Genomic DNA, 16,425 nt, shown 5'->3' on the forward strand with positions numbered 1-16,425 from the left:
TTGTATTAGACTGGTGATAATCGCGAATCGAGAGGCTTTTATAGGATGAAACAGTTTTCAGCTACTACCACTTTAGAACGATTGGCCGACTCAATGGCCAGTCAACACATGCGCGATCTTTTCACAGTTGGTGAGGGGCAAGGTGAAAGTCGATTTGACACCTTTTCGTTGAAAGCTGGTTCGTTTCTGCTCGATTATTCTAAGAACCAAATTGATCAATCTATTGTCGATGCATTGATAACGCTGGCCCATGAGGCGAAGGTCGATGCAAAGCGTGATGAAATGTTTGCAGGTCGCCCGATCAATGCAACGGAGGGGCGGGCTGTTTTGCACACTGCCTTGCGGGCACCGGAAGATTATCCATTAGAGCTAGACGGTGTTCGCGTCGCTGATGATATTCACCGCGTACTCAAAGCGATGAGCGATTTTGCGCGGGACGTGCGGCTTGGTGCGTTGCGTGGTTCTAGCGGCAAACCTTATACAGACGTGGTCAACATCGGAATTGGCGGTTCTGACCTTGGGCCTGTCATGGCGGTTGGTGCATTGGCGCCTTACCATGATGGTCCGCGTGTTCATTTCGTCTCAAATGTTGATGGCGCACATCTCACCGATACACTGAAATCACTTGATCCTGAAACAACGCTTTTCTTGGTTGCGTCGAAAACGTTCACCACACAAGAAACCATGACGAATGCAAATTCTGCACGTGCATGGATTTTGGGTCACCTTGGTGAGGAAGCAGTGGGTGATCATTTTGCTGCAATTTCGACCAATCTTGATGCCGTCTCTAATTTCGGCATTCAACAAGAACGCGTTTTTGGTTTTTGGGATTGGGTTGGCGGCCGTTATTCAATTTGGTCCGCCATTGGGCTTCCTTTAATGATCGCCATTGGTCCAGAGAATTTTCGTAAGTTCCTCGATGGGGCGCACGCGATGGACCAACATTTCCAGCAAGCACCGCTTGATAAGAATATGCCGGTGCTGCTTGCCATGCTGGGAATTTGGTACCGAAATTTCGTTGGATACCCAAGCCATGGCGTGATGCCTTATGATCAACGATTGGCGCGTTTTCCAGCCTACCTTCAACAGTTGGATATGGAGAGCAACGGCAAACGTATTGGTCTTGATGGCGCTGCGGTGGAAGGTGAAACGGGCCCGATTATTTGGGGAGAGCCAGGCACTAATGGTCAGCACGCTTTCTATCAATTGATCCACCAAGGAACCACGACTATCCCGTGCGATTTCGTTCTAGCGGCTCATCCGCAAGAAGTTCTTGGTGATCATCATTCTATTTTGGCTGCCAATTGTTTTGCCCAGTCTGAGGCATTGATGCGCGGTAAGACATTGGAAGAAGCAACGGCAGAACTTTCAGCCTCTGGCATGAGTGAGGAAGACATCGCTCGTCTCGCACCCCATAAAGTTTTCCCGGGCAACCGTCCGTCTAATACGCTTTTATATGACCGCCTTGATCCTGCAACGCTTGGCGGCTTGATTGCGCTTTATGAGCATAAGGTCTTTGTGCAGGGCGTTGTCTGGGGCATCAACTCTTTCGATCAATGGGGTGTTGAACTTGGCAAGCAATTGGCAAACACGCTGCTTCCTATGGTCAAAAGCGAAAAGCCTGTCAGTGATAAAGACAGCTCAACCGCTGGGCTTATCGCGGCTTATTTAGCGAGAAAATAGTCGCCATAAACTAGTTATAGGTCCGCCCTTCTTTAGAGCGGGCCAGAGCTTTCCCCTGCTGCCCTTCGCGGTGCAGGGTGTAGAGTGATGCGGCAATGATAACGCCTGCGCCGATCATCGTATTGAGATCTGGAATTTCTGCAAAAATGAGAAAACCCAAAATCGAGGCGTAGACCAAGCGGGTATAATCAATGGTAGAAATCGCCGTTGCTTCGCCCGCTTTATAAGCACGTATATTGGCGGCTTGAGCGATCACTGAGACAAGGCCCAAAAGCCCCATCCATAACCATTCTTCCAGTGTAGGCGTGACCCAAAAATAGATGGTTGGGACAATCATTAAAAGCCCAACGAAAATTGCCTGAAAAGATAAAATCGTGATCGCTTGATCTACCTGAGAAAGCTTTCTGATTATCACCATAACAAGGCCAGCGCATGCCGCACTTAACAAGGCGGCGAGTGACCAAATATCGAAATTTGCAAAGGTCGTCCAACCATCTTCTGGTGCGATCATAATGATGACCCCAACAAAGCCGACGACCACCGCGCTCCAACGACGAATACCGACGGTTTCTTTCAAAAAGATAATCGCCAAAATTGTGATGAACATGGTTTTGGAAAAACCAATGGCTGTTGCCGTTGATAGGGGCAAGTGGATGAAGGCTGAAAAACCCATGATCATCGCAGAGGTTGCTGCCACCACGCGCAATGCTTGAAGGCCCGGCATTTGTGTTTTGAGTGAGTTCGGCAGGCCGCGAATGATGACGGGGGCGACAATGATGGTCATGGCCAATTGTCTAAAAAACAAAATTTCAAAAATGGATATTCGCGAGCCAATGACTTTGATGATTGCCACCATCACAGAAAACATAAAAGCACCCATCAACATCCATATCCCACCCCGCACATTGTGGTGTTGTCTTTGCCACCAAATGTTGAAGCGTTTCGGCAAAAGGCGAGATTGTATGTTGGACATATCCCAGATGTGATGCAAATTGCGGGTAAGGTCAAACTTTAACCATTGCCGCCGCTCAAAAAAACGATAAGTTCCAAACACAAACCTCGGTTACATCACTTTTATGGTGCTTTTCATGAATGACCTTTCTCTGGTAAAATTTGGCCAAAAATCTAATGTCGGTGCATCTATCATCCGCAAAGAAGACGATCGCTTTGTCAAAGGCGAAGGCTTTTATCCAAGCGACCATAAACCGGATGGATGTTTGAGCGCCTATGTGGTGCGCTCGCCTTTTGCCCATGCGCGATTTGAGATCAAAGACACCAGTGCAGCGCTTGCAATGGATGGCGTTCATTTGGTGATGACCCATGCGGATATTGCTGAGTTTGGTTCGTTGCCAAATGTGGTTCCACGCGGGAAAAATGCTGATGGCAAACCCTATGAGCAACCGCCACGTTTGGCGCTATGTGAAAATACAGCACGTTATGTTGGTGATCCGATTGCTTTCATCGTTGCTGATAGTCGTGCGATTGCAGCGGATGCGGCTGAGCTTTTGGATATTGATTATCAATCACTAGACGCGGTCGTTGGCATCGAGGCTGCAATGGCTGACGGTGCGCCGCTTGTTTGGGACGGATTTGAACCCAATAATATGGCGTCAGAATCAAAGACTGGTGACGCGAAGGCTACAGCGGATGCTATGGCAAAGGCGGACCGCGTTGTTGAGTTCAAGGTGATCAATAATCGCTTGGTTTGCAACTATATGGAAACGCGCGCCTGCGTCGCCGAATATAGCGCCGATGACGACATGCTGACCCTCACGCTTGGCAGCCAAGGTGTTTATTCAATTCGCGCTAAACTTTGCGATGCAATTATGGGCTTGGATCCTGAAAAAATGCGTGTTGTGACGCCTGATGTTGGCGGCGGATTTGGCACCAAGTTATTCATGTACCACGAGTATCCACTTTGCCTTGCAGCAGCAAAAAAGCTGAAACGCCCAGTGCGTTGGTTCAGTGATCGTACCGAGCATTTTCTAACCGATGTGCATGGGCGCGATAACATAAGCACGGCGCGTTTGGGGCTTGATAAAGACAATCGATTTGTCGCGCTTGATGTTGAGATTTTGGCTGATATGGGCGCGTATCTTTCTGATTATTCAACGCTCGTCCCGTGGTTTGGCGCCGCTATGGCAACTGGCCTTTATGATATTCCGGCAGCCTCAGCTCATGTGAAATGCATTTTCACCAACACCACACCGACAGATGCTTATCGTGGGGCGGGACGTCCGGAAGCAGCTTATTTGATGGAGCGTTTGGTTGACTACACTGCGCTTGAAATTGGTATCGATGCAAACGAGCTGCGTCGGATCAATTTTATCAAAGAGGGTCAGTTTCCCTATAAAACAGCGACTGGCCGCAAGATTGATGTTGGCGAGTTTGACGGGCACATGACCCGCGCGATGGACGTTGCAGATTGGGATGGGTTCGAGGCGCGTCGTGCTGACAGTTTGAAGAATGGAAAACTGCGCGGCATCGGATTATCAACTTACATTGAGGCCTGTGCCTTTGCTGGTTCTGAGCCTGCTCATGTGAGTTTGCAAGATGATGGTTCCGTGCTTCTGCGCATTGGTACGCAATCCACAGGGCAGGGGCACCAAACTGCTTATGCGCAATTTATTGCAGCACGGCTTGATCTTGATCCAGATCAAATCCATGTGCACCAAGGCGACACGGATGTCTTGAGTTCTGGCGGTGGCACAGGCGGATCGCGTTCCATTCCGATTGGTGGTGTTTCTGTTAATCAGGCAGCGTTCGAACTTGGTGAGAAATTGCGCGAGATCGCTTCTGATAAGCTTGAAGCGTCTGTCGAGGATTTAGAGTTTTCAGGCGGGCATGTTGAAGTGGTTGGCACCGACCGACGGATTAGCTTTGCTGATATTGCTGAAGCCAGTGATGAGGTGCTAGTCGGCAGCGCGGATGTTCCTCAAGATGAGGCAACTTATCCCAATGGCACGCATGTGTGTGAGTTAGAACTGGACCCGAATACAGGTGTCGTCGAACTTCTAACCTATACCGTGGTGGATGATTTCGGTGTGACAGTGAACCCGCTCTTGCTTGCGGGGCAGGTGCATGGCGGCATCGTTCAAGGCATTGGGCAGGCGCTTTTTGAGCGCACTGAGTTTGATGAGACAGGGCAACTGCTCTCAGCGAGTTTTATGGACTACGGCATTCCGCGTGCGGACCAGTTCCCTGATTTCCATTTTGAAACGCGCAATGTGCCTTCAACCACCAATGCGCTTGGCATTAAAGGTGCGGGCGAGGCGGGCGCTATTGGCTCAACGCCCGCGGTGATGAACGCCTTGGTGAATGTGCTTCACCGCGAATACGGCATCAAGCACATTGATATGCCAGCATTGCCGCATGTTATTTGGGATGCGATTGAAGGTGCAAAATGACCGCTATAGCCGTCACAATTGCGGGATCTGACAGCAGTGGCGGCGCGGGCATTCAAGCCGACTTGAAAACCTTCTCCGCGCTCGGCGTTTATGGCGCGAGTGTGGTGACGGCTTTAACGGCGCAAAACACAAAAGGCGTCACGGGTATCCATGACGTTCCAGCCTCCTTTGTGCGCGAACAAATGGATGCTGTGTTTTCTGATCTTGATGTGACGGCCGTGAAGATTGGCATGTTGTTTAATGCTGAAATTATCATGGGCGTTGCTCAAGGTTTAGAAGCCCACGATTGTGGGGCCGTCATTTTAGACCCAGTTATGATCGCGACCTCTGGCGACCCGTTGCTGGTTGATGAAGCCGTGAACGCGATGCAAGAATATCTATTCCCGCTCGTTGATTTGATCACACCCAATCTGCATGAGGCAGCCCATCTAACGGGTCTTGAGATTGCTAAGAATGACGCAGAGATGGAGACCCAAGCAACTGCACTTTTAAAGCTTGGCGTTAAAGCCGTTTTGATTAAGGGCGGGCACAGTGCAGGCGATGAGGCGCGTGATTTCTACTCTGATGGTAATGAGAGTTTCTGGTTATCTTCCAAGCGGTTTGACACCAACAACACGCATGGAACAGGCTGCACGCTTTCCTCAGCCATTGCTGCGGGGCTTGCTAAGGGCGTGACAATGGGTGATGCCTTGGAGATGGCGAAGGCATATCTTGCTGAGGCTATTGCCAATGCAGACACCTTAAAGATTGGCACGGGACATGGCCCCGTGCATCATTTTCATGGGTCTTGGAAAGACTAAACAGCGCCGTTAAAGAGGCCGCCATCAAGCAGAATATTTTGGCCTGTAATATAGCCCGCATGATTAGAACATAAGAACGCGCAGGTGTTGCCGAACTCTTCTGGATTGCCGAAACGCTTTGCTGGAATTTCATCCCGCTGTTTTTGCGCTGCTGCTTCAAAATCAATGCCCTGTGCTTTAGCGGAACCTGTGATGCCACCGCGTAGGCGATCTGTGTCCATCTTGCCCGGCAAAATGTTATTCATGGTTACATTGTGGTGGGCAAAGGTGCGGCAAACGCCAGCCATAAAACCTGTAAGACCAGCACGCGCGCCAGATGATAGATCCAGTCCTTCGATCGGCATTTTGACAGACAAAGATGTGATGTTGACGATACGGCCAAACTCACGTTCTTTCATGCCTTCAATCACGGCTTGAATAAGTTCGATTGGCGTAATCATGTTTTGAACAACGCCCGCCATCATCGCCTCACGGTCTAGTTCTTGATAGTTCTTGCGGGGTGGGCCGCCATTGTTGTTGACCAAAATATCTGGATTTGGACAAGCCTCAAGCAATAGGCGCTGACCCTCAGCCGTGCTGACGTCAGCAGCAACTGCTGTTACGTTCGCACCCGTTTGTGCGCGGATGGCACTGGCTGTCGCTTCGAGCACTTCCACATTGCGGCCATTCAGAACAACGTCGCAACCTGCTTGTGCTAAGGCCTCCGCGCAGCCACGTCCCAACCCTTTGCTCGATGCACATACAATCGCCTTGCGGCCTTTAATACCTAAATCCATATCTGCACAGTTCCTTATTTTTAACCCGCAGGGGTTTTTGATTGATGTTGTAACCTACCATAGCTACTTATCTTACCAGCGTCATAATTTTGAGACATCGATTTGGCAAAATATTGGGAAATAAGTTGAGAAACGAAATATGAAAATCGTCATTGTTTCAGACGCTTGGTATCCGCAGGTCAATGGTGTTGTACGCACGTTGGAACGCACCGTCAGTGAATTGAATACGATGGGGCATGAGACACATGTGGTCTCGCCTCAGCCATTTTACACGGTCCCTTGTCCGACTTATCCTGAGATTAGATTATCACTGACGACGGCAACGGCTGTTGGTGGTGAGATTGCAAAGCATAACCCTGACCATATTCATATTGCAACTGAGGCAACGCTTGGCAGAGCGGCGCGGTCTTATTGCCAATCCAATGGGCGCCCGTTTACGACAAGCTATCACACGCGCTTTCCTGAATATTTAAGCGCGCGGTTTCCCATCCCTATTTCATGGACATATGCCTACCTTCGCAATTTCCATAATTCAGGCAATGGCTGCATGGTTGCGACACCGTCACTAAGGCATAATTTGGCCGCGCAAGGATTTACGAAACTCGTGCCTTGGACGCGTGGTGTTGATAGTGAGCTTTTTCATCCTGATAAGCGAGTGGACCTAGGCTTTGAAGGACCCGTTCAACTTTATGTTGGGCGTGTGGCTGTTGAAAAGAACATCGAAGCCTTTTTGGAAACCAGTGTTGGCGGCACGAAAGTCGTGGTTGGTGATGGGCCTGCACGCGATGAACTTGAAGCTAAATATCCAGATGTGAAATTTGTCGGTACGAAATTTGGTGATGAACTTGCGCGTTATTACGCATCGGCAGATGTCTTCGTCTTTCCAAGCAAAACGGATACATTCGGCATCGTCATGTTGGAAGCACTCGCAAGCGGTGTTCCTGTTGCAGGCTATCCCGTCATGGGCCCCGTCGATGTGATCGGCCATGATAAAACAGTTGGTCGCTTGTCTGAAAATTTGGGTGAAGCAATAGAGCAAGCATTACGGTGTGACCCTGCTGTCTGCCGAAGTTTTGCCGAAGAGCGGTCTTGGCGCACTGTCGCAGAAATGTTCTTGGAAAATGTTGAAGCCATTTACAAAATCAAAGAACCACGGGTGAAACGCGATGCGATGGTTTCGCTTTCATCAGAACGGGTATAATCTCTGCCGATAAAGCCAATATCGCAAGAGATGTAAATGCTGAACACTCCCACCTACCAAGATGTACTCAAGGCTACTCATCGAATTGCTGGCCACGCGATTAAAACGCCGTTGCTTACCTCCAATATTTTGGATGACCTTTGCGGTGGGCGGGTATTCTTGAAAGCGGAGAATTTGCAGCGCACTGGGTCGTTTAAGTTTCGTGGTGCGATGAATTCTGTCTCGGCCTATTTGGAGCAAAACCCTGATCTTGCAAAGAGCGGAGTAATCGCTTGCTCTTCTGGCAATCACGCACAAGGAATAGCCGAGGCTGCGCGACTGCTGAATATTCCTGCGACAATCATCATGCCTTTTGACGCGCCGCAAATCAAAGTGGATCGCACGCGTCGGTCTGGTGCAACGGTTTTGTTTTTTGATCGTGCGAATGAAGATCGTGATGTTGTCACCAACGCTAAAGCAGAAGAACTTGGTGCCGTGCTCATCCACCCCTACAACAACCCCTATGTCATGGCGGGGCAGGGAACTTGCGCATTGGAAGCAATTGATTTCTTTGACGACAACGATATTGACTTGAACCGCGTGTTTGCTTGTACGGGCGGAGGTGGTCTTTCTGCTGGCATTGCTACCGTGCTAAAAGAACGTCTGCCAAAGGTGAAATTCCACACGGTGGAGCCTGAAGATTTCGACGATTACAGTCGCTCCCTTGTGAAGGGTGAACGGGTCGCCAATCCAACCACCGTTGGATCAATTTGTGACGCGATTATTACGCCGACGCCGGGTGAACTGAGTTTTTCAATATTGAAAGATTATGCATCACAAGGTCTGACGATCTCAGATGAAGATGCATTGCGCGCGGTTGCCTTTGCGTTCAACGAGCTCAAAGTTGTGGTTGAACCAGGTGGCGCAGCGGCGCTGGCAGCTTTGTTATCAAAGAAGATTGATATACGAGGGGAGACTGTGTTGGTAACACTTTCTGGTGGAAATATTGACCCAGAAATGATGCAAAAAGCTTTGTCGCTAGAAGCATCTCGTTAAAGAGCATCTAGCTAAAGTGTCGTCTAGCTAAATTGAGCAAGGCGCGCATGAAGAGGGGCAACCCCTATTTCTTCATCCGCATCTTGAACGTCTGCAGATGCTTGTTCTTGCGTTTCTGGCAATGATGCTGGGTTCACTTCCCATTCGTCATCATCGTCCATGACTTCTTCTGCAGGAGGCGCTTGGAAGGCAAGCTCGTCTTCCGTGTCTGCTTCGAAGGCCATCATATTTGGATCAGGAGCTTCTTCAAAACTATCGTCAATGACGAAGAACGCGTCTTCATCAGAAACAGCTTCGTTATCCGGATCAGACCAATCAAGTGCGGCTTCAAATTCCACATCTTCGGCTGATAATACGGCATCAATTTCGTTTTGCTCTTGCGCGTCTGTAGGCAAGGCAGGTCCGTTTTTCAGATGTTCGTCTTCGTGGCTTGCAGCATCGCTTTGTTTATATCGATGTAATTCATCGGCATCCCAAAGGCTGACCATGTTTTTAAGGCGCTGCTCGATGTCTGATGTTAGCCCAACGACTTTACGCAAACGTTGGCCAGTCAAATCTTGGAATGAGCAGGCCATGTAAACATCTGTTACAAGTTCATCGATTTTATCGAATTGGGAATTGTCTTTATCAGTTTCTTTTAATTCCCAAATGATCTCTTGAATTTTTTCAGCAGAAGAGAGGATGTTCGATGTCGCATCTTCTGTTTCATCTAAAACAACGTTTAGCTCTACTTGGGCATCGCTTATTGTCGTGCCGTTGTCGCCGGTGTTTGCGACTTCGGTTTTAATTTGCTCGATAGTCTGCGTCATATCCACAATATCAAGACGCAATTGCAGCATGTCGGCAGGATCGTGTTCTGAGCTTATATAGCTTTTCAGATTGTCGATCGCTTCGACCACGCGGACAGTGTCAGACTCGCGATTTCGTTTCGCGTATTCAGCTAGAAACCAGCGCCCTCTTGCCGTCTCCATTACCGCTTCTTCAATCGCACGGTAATCGTCTTCGGAAATGTCGTTTGGTTTAATCAATTCGCCCATAGAATCCACCTTTATGACTCAGGTATAAGTATTAGCCAAAAAGAGTTACCGAAGTGTATTCTTAATTTAGATTCGCACACCTAAGGTACTAAACCGTTGAATTCTTCTATAAAAATAGCACTTTTTGTGTCTTCGGTTTTCCTGGGACTTGGTATTTTCTTGCCCTTTTTCCCGTCATGGTTGTTAGGCCAGGGTTATACAGCAAATGAGGTAGCGATTCTGTTGAGTATTTCACTGGTCGTCCGCGTTTTTTTCTCGCCCTACGCGGTGGCTGTGGCAGGTGGCTTATCTCAACGTCGTTATGCAGCTTATCTCTTCTGTTTTGTGTCGGTCGTGAGCTTTGCAGTGTTGGGTTTTGTTGACAGTTTCATTGTCGTGCTCATTTTGCTCAGCGTCTTTAGTGTTTTTTGGCATGCACTCATCCCGCTTGGCGATTCTTTCGTCTTGAGTGAGGTGCGTCTTAGCGGAGCAAATTACGGTCATATTAGGCTCTGGGGATCTGTTGCTTTTGTGGTCGCAAATCTCGCAGCTGGAATGTTCTTGGCTGATCTTGGAACCAACGGAGTGTTTTGGTTGATTTTGGCAATGCTTGCCCTGTCATTCATTGTGAGTTTTTTGCTACCAACCTACCGCCTTGATCCCAGTGACAGACCCAAAGTTGGAGCTCATGGCCTTGGAGGGTTGATTGCTTTTTTGAAGGGGCGACAATTTTTGCAAATCGCGGCGCTCGCCGGACTTATTCAGGCGTCGCATGTTCTTGTCTATGGATTTGGAACGATTGATTGGCTGGCTAGAGGTTATACCGCAAGTCAGATCGGCTGGTTTTGGGCGGTGGGTGTGATCGCAGAAATATTGCTCTTTACGCAGGCCTCTAAATTGTTCTTAAAAATCGGTGCATCGCGCCTGCTTTTGTTGGGGGCTGTTGCTGCTACATTGCGTTGGGCATTGCATGGTTCAATGGACAGCGTGGTGTTGATTTTGATGGTTCAAATCCTGCATGGTTTCTCGTTTGGAGCGACCCATTTAGGTTTGCAGGCTTACATTGCGAAAGAAGTCAGTGAAGAAGAAACACCAGCCGCGCAAGGCGCCTCAACCTTTGTTGCAGGGCTATTGGCTGCAGGGCTTACCTTTTTCTGTGGCACACTTTATGCGCAATTTGGGTTGCAAAGTTTTTATGCAATGGCCGCTGTATCGTTAATTGCCGTTGTCTTTTTGCTATCAACCCCAAAGCTGCGGCGTGGGGGGTAAGATGGTGCTGCCCTCATAGGTCAATCCGTGATCGCAATCGCTCGCCAATAAGAGTGGGCCATCAAGGTCAACCCATGTGGCACGCTGGGCTACATAAACCGCAGGTGCCATGGAAAGCGACGATGAAAGCATGCAACCAACCATTATGGTTAGACCGCGCTTTTCAGCGTCTTCAAGCACCACCATTGCTTCTGATAGGCCGCCGGTTTTATCAAGTTTGATGTTTATCGCATCGTAGCGCTTTTCGATATGATCGAGCTCTTCTCTGGTGTGAAGGCTTTCATCGGCACAAATTGGGATGGGTGATTTGATTGAGAGCAAAGCATCATCGTCGCCTGCTGGTAAGGGCTGCTCAATTAGGCCGACGTTGTTTTCAATGCAGCTTTTTAAATGATGATCAAAGTCTTTCGGCTTCCAGCCCTCATTGGCGTCAACAATTAGCTTTGCTTCAGGCGACCCACGGCGTACAGCCGCAAGGCGCTCAATATCTTCTTCTCCCGCCCCTAACTTGATTTTTAAAACCTGCCGATCGTTGGCAGCTTTCGCGGCCTCATACATGGCGGAAGGCGTGTCGATGCCCAGTGTAAATGCTGTCACTTGAGGCTTCATGGTAAGGCCAAAACGGTTGGCGACGGAGAGCCCAGATTTTTTGGCCTCAAAATCAAGTCGCGCGCAATCAAGTGCGTTGCGTGCAGCGCCTGGAGGGAGGGCGCTTTGACAGGCTTCGAGTGTCGCAAAATTTTCTTCATCTTTTGCAACATTTGCTAAAAGCTCAAGCACGCTTTCAATTGTCTCGTCATATCGAGGATAGGGCATGCATTCGCCCCGTCCGGTGTGCGCGCCATCTGATATTTCAGCCACCACCATATTTGCAGTGGTGCGAACCCCTCGCGAAATTCGAAAAGGTTTTTCCAGCGGTAGGCTGTGAGAATAGGCTTTGAGGGTGAGAGAGGGCATTTTGATTTCTCATTTGTTCAGCAAATCGTCGCGTTAAAGTAGGCGTTTGATCTTCGCTTGGAAATAGCCAATTTGAGGTTTGGGTGGTTTTAGTTTTGTGACCTTAAAACTCGCAAAAAGTGGTGTCTGTTTTGGAATTTATTGTATATTAAAGGTAATGGACATTTTACTAGAACAAAATGTAGGCCGCGTGGTTGGTCTGAATGACACTGGCACACGCCAAGCAATGGCTGCGGTTGGTGAGTGGACTATTACCCATGCCGACCAAATTGAAAGCCATCTGGCCAGTCTCGTAAAACCAGATAATAGCGAGATTTCAATTTCACTAAAAGACATAAAAACCCTCGATACATCAGGGGTTTGGTTGTTGTTGAAGTTGAGTAAAAGGTGGCAAAAAGACAATGTTCGCGTCACTTTTGTTGATGTAAAGGCTGAACATAAAATCTTGCTAGAAGCGATTTCTGACGCCGCGCAAGAAATACAAGCGCACAACGTTCCTGTTCCATCGAAAGTAGGTTTGCTAGAGCGTTGTTTGGGCCTCATTTCAGACGGCGTTAGTGACGTAAAACGTATTCTCTCGCTGCTTGGTGCATTGATGGCGGCATGTGCTCGACGGATTACCGGTTTGTTTTTGGGCGCTTTGGGTAAAAAACCAGAAAATGGACAAGTCTTTAGGTTCCCGGCACTGTTCACTCATATGATGAAAACAGGTTTGACGGCTGTGCCCATCATCTGCCTGATGACCTTTTTGATCGGCGCTATCATGGCGCAACAAGGGGCTTATCAGCTGAGCTTTTTTGGTGCAGATGTGATGGCGGTTGATCTGGTTGGCGTGCTGATCACGCGGGATTTGGGCGTTGTGTTGACTGCTATCATGGTATCTGGCCGATCAGGTTCTGCCTACACTGCGGAAATTGGTTCCATGAAGATGCGTGAAGAGATCGACGCGTTGAAAGTGATCGGTCTTGATCCGGTTGATGTTCTGCTCTTCCCCCGCATTTTGGCGTTGATCATCATCATGCCATTGCTAACTGTTGTGGCGAACTATTCCGCCTTGCTTGGCGCACAGGTGGCGCTTTGGGTTTATATCGACCTATCATGGGAATTATTCCTGCAACGCACGCGCGATGCCATTCCCCTTACTTATTTTATGATGGGTATTATCAAGGCTCCTTTCATGGCGTTGATCATTGGGTTGATTGCCATGTCTGAAGGGTTGAAGGTTGAGGGTAGCTCTGAATCATTATCCCATCACACCACTGTCGCCGTCGTAAAATCGATTTTCATGGTGATTGTGGTCGATGGTATTTTTGCGGTGATTTCCGCTAGTCTTGGATATTGATCATGCAGTCTCAAAATCCATCAATGCCCCCCCATGAAGAATGCGTGATTAAAGTGCGCGGACTGACTGTGGGTTTTGATGAAAGCAATATTCTTGAAAACCTCGATATCGATGTTTTAAAAGGTGAAATTTTAGGAATTGTCGGTGCGTCAGGCACAGGTAAATCAGTTCTTACACGGGCGATTTTGGGGCTTAACCCCAAGCGGAATGGTTCCGTCAACATATTGGGTCTTGATTATGATCGCTCATCATTTGCAGAACGGCAGTTGATCGATCAACAATTGGGTGTGCTGTTTCAACATGGTGCGTTGTTTTCATCTCTAACGGTAAAACAAAACATCCAAGTGCCCATGCGAGAATATCTTGATTTGAGCCAGAGCCTGATGGATGAGCTGGCATTGATGAAGATGGAGCTGGTTGGATTAGCTCTTGATGCTGCTGATAAAGTACCTTCAGAGCTTTCAGGCGGTATGATAAAACGGGCGGGTGTAGCGCGGGCTCTTGCCCTTGATCCTGCCGTAATTTTCTTGGATGAACCCACATCAGGTCTTGACCCAATTGGTGCGCAAGAGTTTGATAAATTGATTTTGAAACTGAGAGACACTTTAGGGGTTACGGTGTTTATGGTCACTCACGATTTGGATAGTTTATTCACCGCGTGTGACAGAATTGCCGTTTTGGGTAAAAAACGCGTACTTGTCACGGGAAAACCTCAAGAAATGCTTGAATTTGATGACCCATGGGTGGATGCATACTTTAACGGAGAACGTGCGAAACGAGCTCACATCGGATAGAGCTTGAATTGAAGCGTATTGAGTAGTTTATGGAAACACGCGCAAATTACATTGCAATAGGATTATTCACGTTAGCTGTCTTCGCGATGGCTTTCGGATTTGTCTATTGGCTTGTGCGGTATGGTGAAACGACTGACGCCCGCGAAGTTCAACTGATCATCCCAAGTGATGCTGGCGGATTGAAGCTAGGCAGCGGTGTGTTGTTTAACGGCTTGCGGGTTGGTGCGGTAACAAGCGTTCAGTTGTCGCAGGCAGATCCTGCCAATGTATATGCCACCATGAAAGTGAAACTCGGTACACCTTTGCGCGCCGATACACAGGTGACGGTCTCAAGCCAACCCCTAACAGGCCTTGCCAATGTTTCCTTGGTTGGTGGTACGCCTGATAGCCCATTGATACTGGAGCAAGAAGAAACCCCAGTACTTCGCGCTAAAGCTTCCGCACTGAATGATGTTTTGGCATCTGCTGGCAAAACCATCACGATTGCAAATGACATCTTGGCAAAGGTCGATGGCCTTTTGGATGCGAATACGCCGTACATCAACAAGACAGTTGCGAATGTTGAAAAAATCACATCTGTCGTCGCCGATAAAACGGACGAGATTGATGAGCTATTGGTGAATGTTGGTAAAGCATCAACAGCGCTTGCCTCGCTCAGCGATACACTTGGCACTGTGTCGAAAGATGTTGGTGCGATTGTTAAGGCGGTTGATCCTGAGACGGTGAAGTCGACCTTGAGTAACGCTGAAAAAATTACGGGTGACCTTGCCCGAAATACTGAGAAATTTGATGGCATATTGAATGATGCGAAAACGGCAGTGACCGGCGCGTCAACACTTGTCACGAGCCTGACGGCGACTGCGCAAGCCATTAATGGTGATCAACTAGCTCGCACACTTTCAAGTGTTGAAGGGATCAGTTCAGACCTGCAAGCGAAGCTTAAGTTGATTGATGGTGAGAAGATCGCCAACACCCTAACAAGCTTTGAGACTTTTGCGTCGAAACTTGAAACATCGGGCAAAGAGATTGATGTGATTATCGCAGGCGCGAAAACTGCGACAACTGATGTGACGAAGCTTACCGGCACGCTTGCTGATAACCGCGAGAACCTCGACAAGATTATCAAAGATGCAACGGTCGTTGCGAGCCGTCTTGTGAAGACAAGTGAGGCCATTACCAAACTGGTTGGCACAGTCGATGGTTTGGTTGAAGCGGATGGGCGCGGGTTTGTTGTGGAAGCAACGGATGCTGCGACTTCAATTAGAAAAGTAGCTGAGAGTTTTGAAAAACGTGCGGACGCAATTTCTGGCGGCCTTGCTCGTTTCTCGACCCGCGGGTTAAGCGACATTGAAGCATTGATCGGCCAAAGCCGCACCGCCGTTACGCGACTTGAAAGTATTATCAAAAATATCGAAAGTAACCCTGCGCAATTTTTGCTGGGTGGAGACAAAGTGCCAGAGTATCGTCGGCGACGACGCTAGTGTTATAAGTGCAATAGAGACAAGATGGGTTGGGCTAAATTGAGTTTGAGAAATAAAGCATCTATCAGGAAGAGCCTTGCATGCGGGTTAGCGCTCGGTGTGAGTTTGCTTGCCGGTTGTGCCGTTCTTGTACCATCAGCGCCGCCGTCTGTTTATGACCTTGCTCTCAGCAGCGGTGTTACCGCGACGTCTGGTTCGACACGTAGCCAGATTTTGATCACGGAGCCGAAGGTTTTAACCTCGCTCGATAATGATCGCATTGTCATTAAACCGAGCACAGCTCAAATTGCCTTTTTTGGTGATGTGCGCTGGAGCGATCGGTTGCCGCGTCTTGTTCAACTTTATCTAAGCCGTGCGTTTTCTGAAACAAATGGCGCGCGTGCTGTTGGCTTGCCGGGCGATGGTTTGATTATTGATCATCAATTGCTGTTTGACTTGCGTGCGTTCCAAATCGAACCGTCAGGCAATGGCTTTAACGCGAATGTTGAAATTGCTGTCCGTATCTTGAATGACAAAAATGGCCGTGTGATTGCCAGCAAAACATTTACAGCCACTCAATCGTCTGCTGACGACGCTGTAAAAGCGGTTGCTGCTTTGAACGGCGCTTTGGATGATGTAGCAGCTGAATTGATCGCGTGGGTTTACGGTAAAATTTAAGGTGTGA

At 48.6% G+C, this 16,425-nt stretch carries 14 protein-coding genes; 10 read left to right on the forward strand and 4 right to left on the reverse strand.

Annotated elements, in window-relative coordinates:
- Window positions 1–45 precede the first annotated feature (45 nt).
- Window positions 46–1,683, forward strand: a complete 1,638-nt coding sequence (pgi, locus tag ABJO30_15010) for a glucose-6-phosphate isomerase (protein MEP3234134.1) — start codon at window positions 46–48, stop codon at window positions 1,681–1,683.
- A gap of 10 nt (window positions 1,684–1,693) precedes the next feature.
- Here the strand turns inward: pgi and ABJO30_15015 are convergent, their stop codons facing one another.
- On the reverse strand, window positions 1,694–2,656 hold the full coding sequence (locus ABJO30_15015; GenBank protein ID MEP3234135.1) for a DMT family transporter: 963 nt from the start codon (window positions 2,654–2,656) through the stop codon (window positions 1,694–1,696).
- 115 nt (window positions 2,657–2,771) lie between these two features.
- Between ABJO30_15015 and ABJO30_15020 the strand changes: the two genes are divergently transcribed.
- Entirely contained in the window at window positions 2,772–5,090 is a 2,319-nt protein-coding gene (locus tag ABJO30_15020) for a xanthine dehydrogenase family protein molybdopterin-binding subunit (GenBank protein ID MEP3234136.1), read from the forward strand.
- On the forward strand, window positions 5,087–5,890 hold the full coding sequence (thiD, locus tag ABJO30_15025; GenBank protein MEP3234137.1) for a bifunctional hydroxymethylpyrimidine kinase/phosphomethylpyrimidine kinase: 804 nt from the start codon (window positions 5,087–5,089) through the stop codon (window positions 5,888–5,890). Before ABJO30_15020 ends, thiD begins: the two co-directional genes overlap by 4 nt.
- Here the strand turns inward: thiD and ABJO30_15030 are convergent.
- The gene (locus ABJO30_15030) at window positions 5,887–6,666 is read right to left on the reverse strand and encodes an SDR family oxidoreductase (protein MEP3234138.1); all 780 of its coding nucleotides are present in this window, start codon (window positions 6,664–6,666) and stop codon (window positions 5,887–5,889) included. The two genes, thiD and ABJO30_15030, sit on opposite strands and share 4 nt — an antisense overlap.
- A 139-nt stretch (window positions 6,667–6,805) precedes the next feature.
- Here ABJO30_15030 and ABJO30_15035 point away from each other — a divergent pair, with 139 nt between their 5' ends.
- Both ABJO30_15035 and ABJO30_15040 read left to right on the forward strand, forming a co-directional pair.
- A complete protein-coding gene (locus ABJO30_15035; GenBank protein MEP3234139.1) occupies window positions 6,806–7,867 on the forward strand; it encodes a glycosyltransferase family 1 protein in 1,062 nt (353 codons plus the stop codon).
- A 36-nt stretch (window positions 7,868–7,903) separates the two neighbouring features.
- Window positions 7,904–8,902, forward strand: coding sequence for a threonine/serine dehydratase (locus ABJO30_15040; protein MEP3234140.1), 999 nt, complete (start codon window positions 7,904–7,906; stop codon window positions 8,900–8,902).
- Window positions 8,903–8,925: 23 nt separating this feature from the next.
- Here ABJO30_15040 and ABJO30_15045 read toward each other — a convergent pair whose 3' ends face one another.
- Complete coding sequence (locus tag ABJO30_15045) at window positions 8,926–9,939, reverse strand: protein phosphatase CheZ (GenBank protein ID MEP3234141.1); 1,014 nt, start codon at window positions 9,937–9,939, stop codon at window positions 8,926–8,928.
- Between the two features lie 96 nt (window positions 9,940–10,035).
- On the opposite strand from ABJO30_15045, the gene ABJO30_15050 reads away from it, so the two are divergent.
- Window positions 10,036–11,187 (forward strand): MFS transporter, encoded by a 1,152-nt coding sequence (locus tag ABJO30_15050; protein MEP3234142.1) that lies wholly within the window; start codon window positions 10,036–10,038, stop codon window positions 11,185–11,187.
- Here the strand turns inward: ABJO30_15050 and dgcA are convergent.
- Complete coding sequence (gene dgcA / locus ABJO30_15055) at window positions 11,158–12,144, reverse strand: N-acetyl-D-Glu racemase DgcA (GenBank protein MEP3234143.1); 987 nt, start codon at window positions 12,142–12,144, stop codon at window positions 11,158–11,160. The two genes, ABJO30_15050 and dgcA, sit on opposite strands and share 30 nt — an antisense overlap.
- A gap of 157 nt (window positions 12,145–12,301) precedes the next feature.
- Between dgcA and ABJO30_15060 the strand changes: the two genes are divergently transcribed.
- Genes ABJO30_15060 through ABJO30_15075 form a run of 4 tightly spaced genes read left to right on the forward strand, consistent with a single transcriptional unit; the run spans window position 12,302 to window position 16,418 of the window.
- Entirely contained in the window at window positions 12,302–13,486 is a 1,185-nt protein-coding gene (locus ABJO30_15060) for an ABC transporter permease (GenBank protein MEP3234144.1), read from the forward strand.
- A 2-nt stretch (window positions 13,487–13,488) separates the two neighbouring features.
- Window positions 13,489–14,280 (forward strand): ABC transporter ATP-binding protein, encoded by a 792-nt coding sequence (locus tag ABJO30_15065; GenBank protein ID MEP3234145.1) that lies wholly within the window; start codon window positions 13,489–13,491, stop codon window positions 14,278–14,280.
- A gap of 29 nt (window positions 14,281–14,309) precedes the next feature.
- Window positions 14,310–15,761, forward strand: coding sequence for an MlaD family protein (locus ABJO30_15070; GenBank protein ID MEP3234146.1), 1,452 nt, complete (start codon window positions 14,310–14,312; stop codon window positions 15,759–15,761).
- 45 nt (window positions 15,762–15,806) lie between these two features.
- Window positions 15,807–16,418 carry an ABC-type transport auxiliary lipoprotein family protein gene (locus tag ABJO30_15075; GenBank protein ID MEP3234147.1) on the forward strand — a complete coding sequence of 204 codons (612 nt, stop codon included), beginning with the start codon at window positions 15,807–15,809 and terminating at the stop codon, window positions 16,416–16,418.
- Window positions 16,419–16,425: the final 7 nt, after the last annotated feature.

The sequence above is a fragment of the Hyphomicrobiales bacterium genome, from assembly GCA_039973685.1.
Lineage (GTDB): Bacteria > Pseudomonadota > Alphaproteobacteria > Rhizobiales > JACESI01 > JACESI01.

Bases quoted from the DNA above. Each gene is read 5' to 3' on its own strand.
- pgi (MEP3234134.1), top strand. From the start codon at position 46: ATGAAACAGTTTTCAGCTACTACCACTTTAGAACGATTGGCCGACTCA.
- ABJO30_15015 (MEP3234135.1), bottom strand. From the start codon at position 2,656: ATGTCCAACATACAATCTCGCCTTTTGCCGAAACGCTTCAACATTTGG.
- ABJO30_15020 (MEP3234136.1), top strand. From the start codon at position 2,772: ATGAATGACCTTTCTCTGGTAAAATTTGGCCAAAAATCTAATGTCGGT.
- thiD (MEP3234137.1), top strand. From the start codon at position 5,087: ATGACCGCTATAGCCGTCACAATTGCGGGATCTGACAGCAGTGGCGGC.
- ABJO30_15030 (MEP3234138.1), bottom strand. From the start codon at position 6,666: ATGGATTTAGGTATTAAAGGCCGCAAGGCGATTGTATGTGCATCGAGC.
- ABJO30_15035 (MEP3234139.1), top strand. From the start codon at position 6,806: ATGAAAATCGTCATTGTTTCAGACGCTTGGTATCCGCAGGTCAATGGT.
- ABJO30_15040 (MEP3234140.1), top strand. From the start codon at position 7,904: ATGCTGAACACTCCCACCTACCAAGATGTACTCAAGGCTACTCATCGA.
- ABJO30_15045 (MEP3234141.1), bottom strand. From the start codon at position 9,939: ATGGGCGAATTGATTAAACCAAACGACATTTCCGAAGACGATTACCGT.
- dgcA (MEP3234143.1), bottom strand. From the start codon at position 12,144: ATGCCCTCTCTCACCCTCAAAGCCTATTCTCACAGCCTACCGCTGGAA.
- ABJO30_15060 (MEP3234144.1), top strand. From the start codon at position 12,302: ATGGACATTTTACTAGAACAAAATGTAGGCCGCGTGGTTGGTCTGAAT.
- ABJO30_15065 (MEP3234145.1), top strand. From the start codon at position 13,489: ATGCAGTCTCAAAATCCATCAATGCCCCCCCATGAAGAATGCGTGATT.
- ABJO30_15070 (MEP3234146.1), top strand. From the start codon at position 14,310: ATGGAAACACGCGCAAATTACATTGCAATAGGATTATTCACGTTAGCT.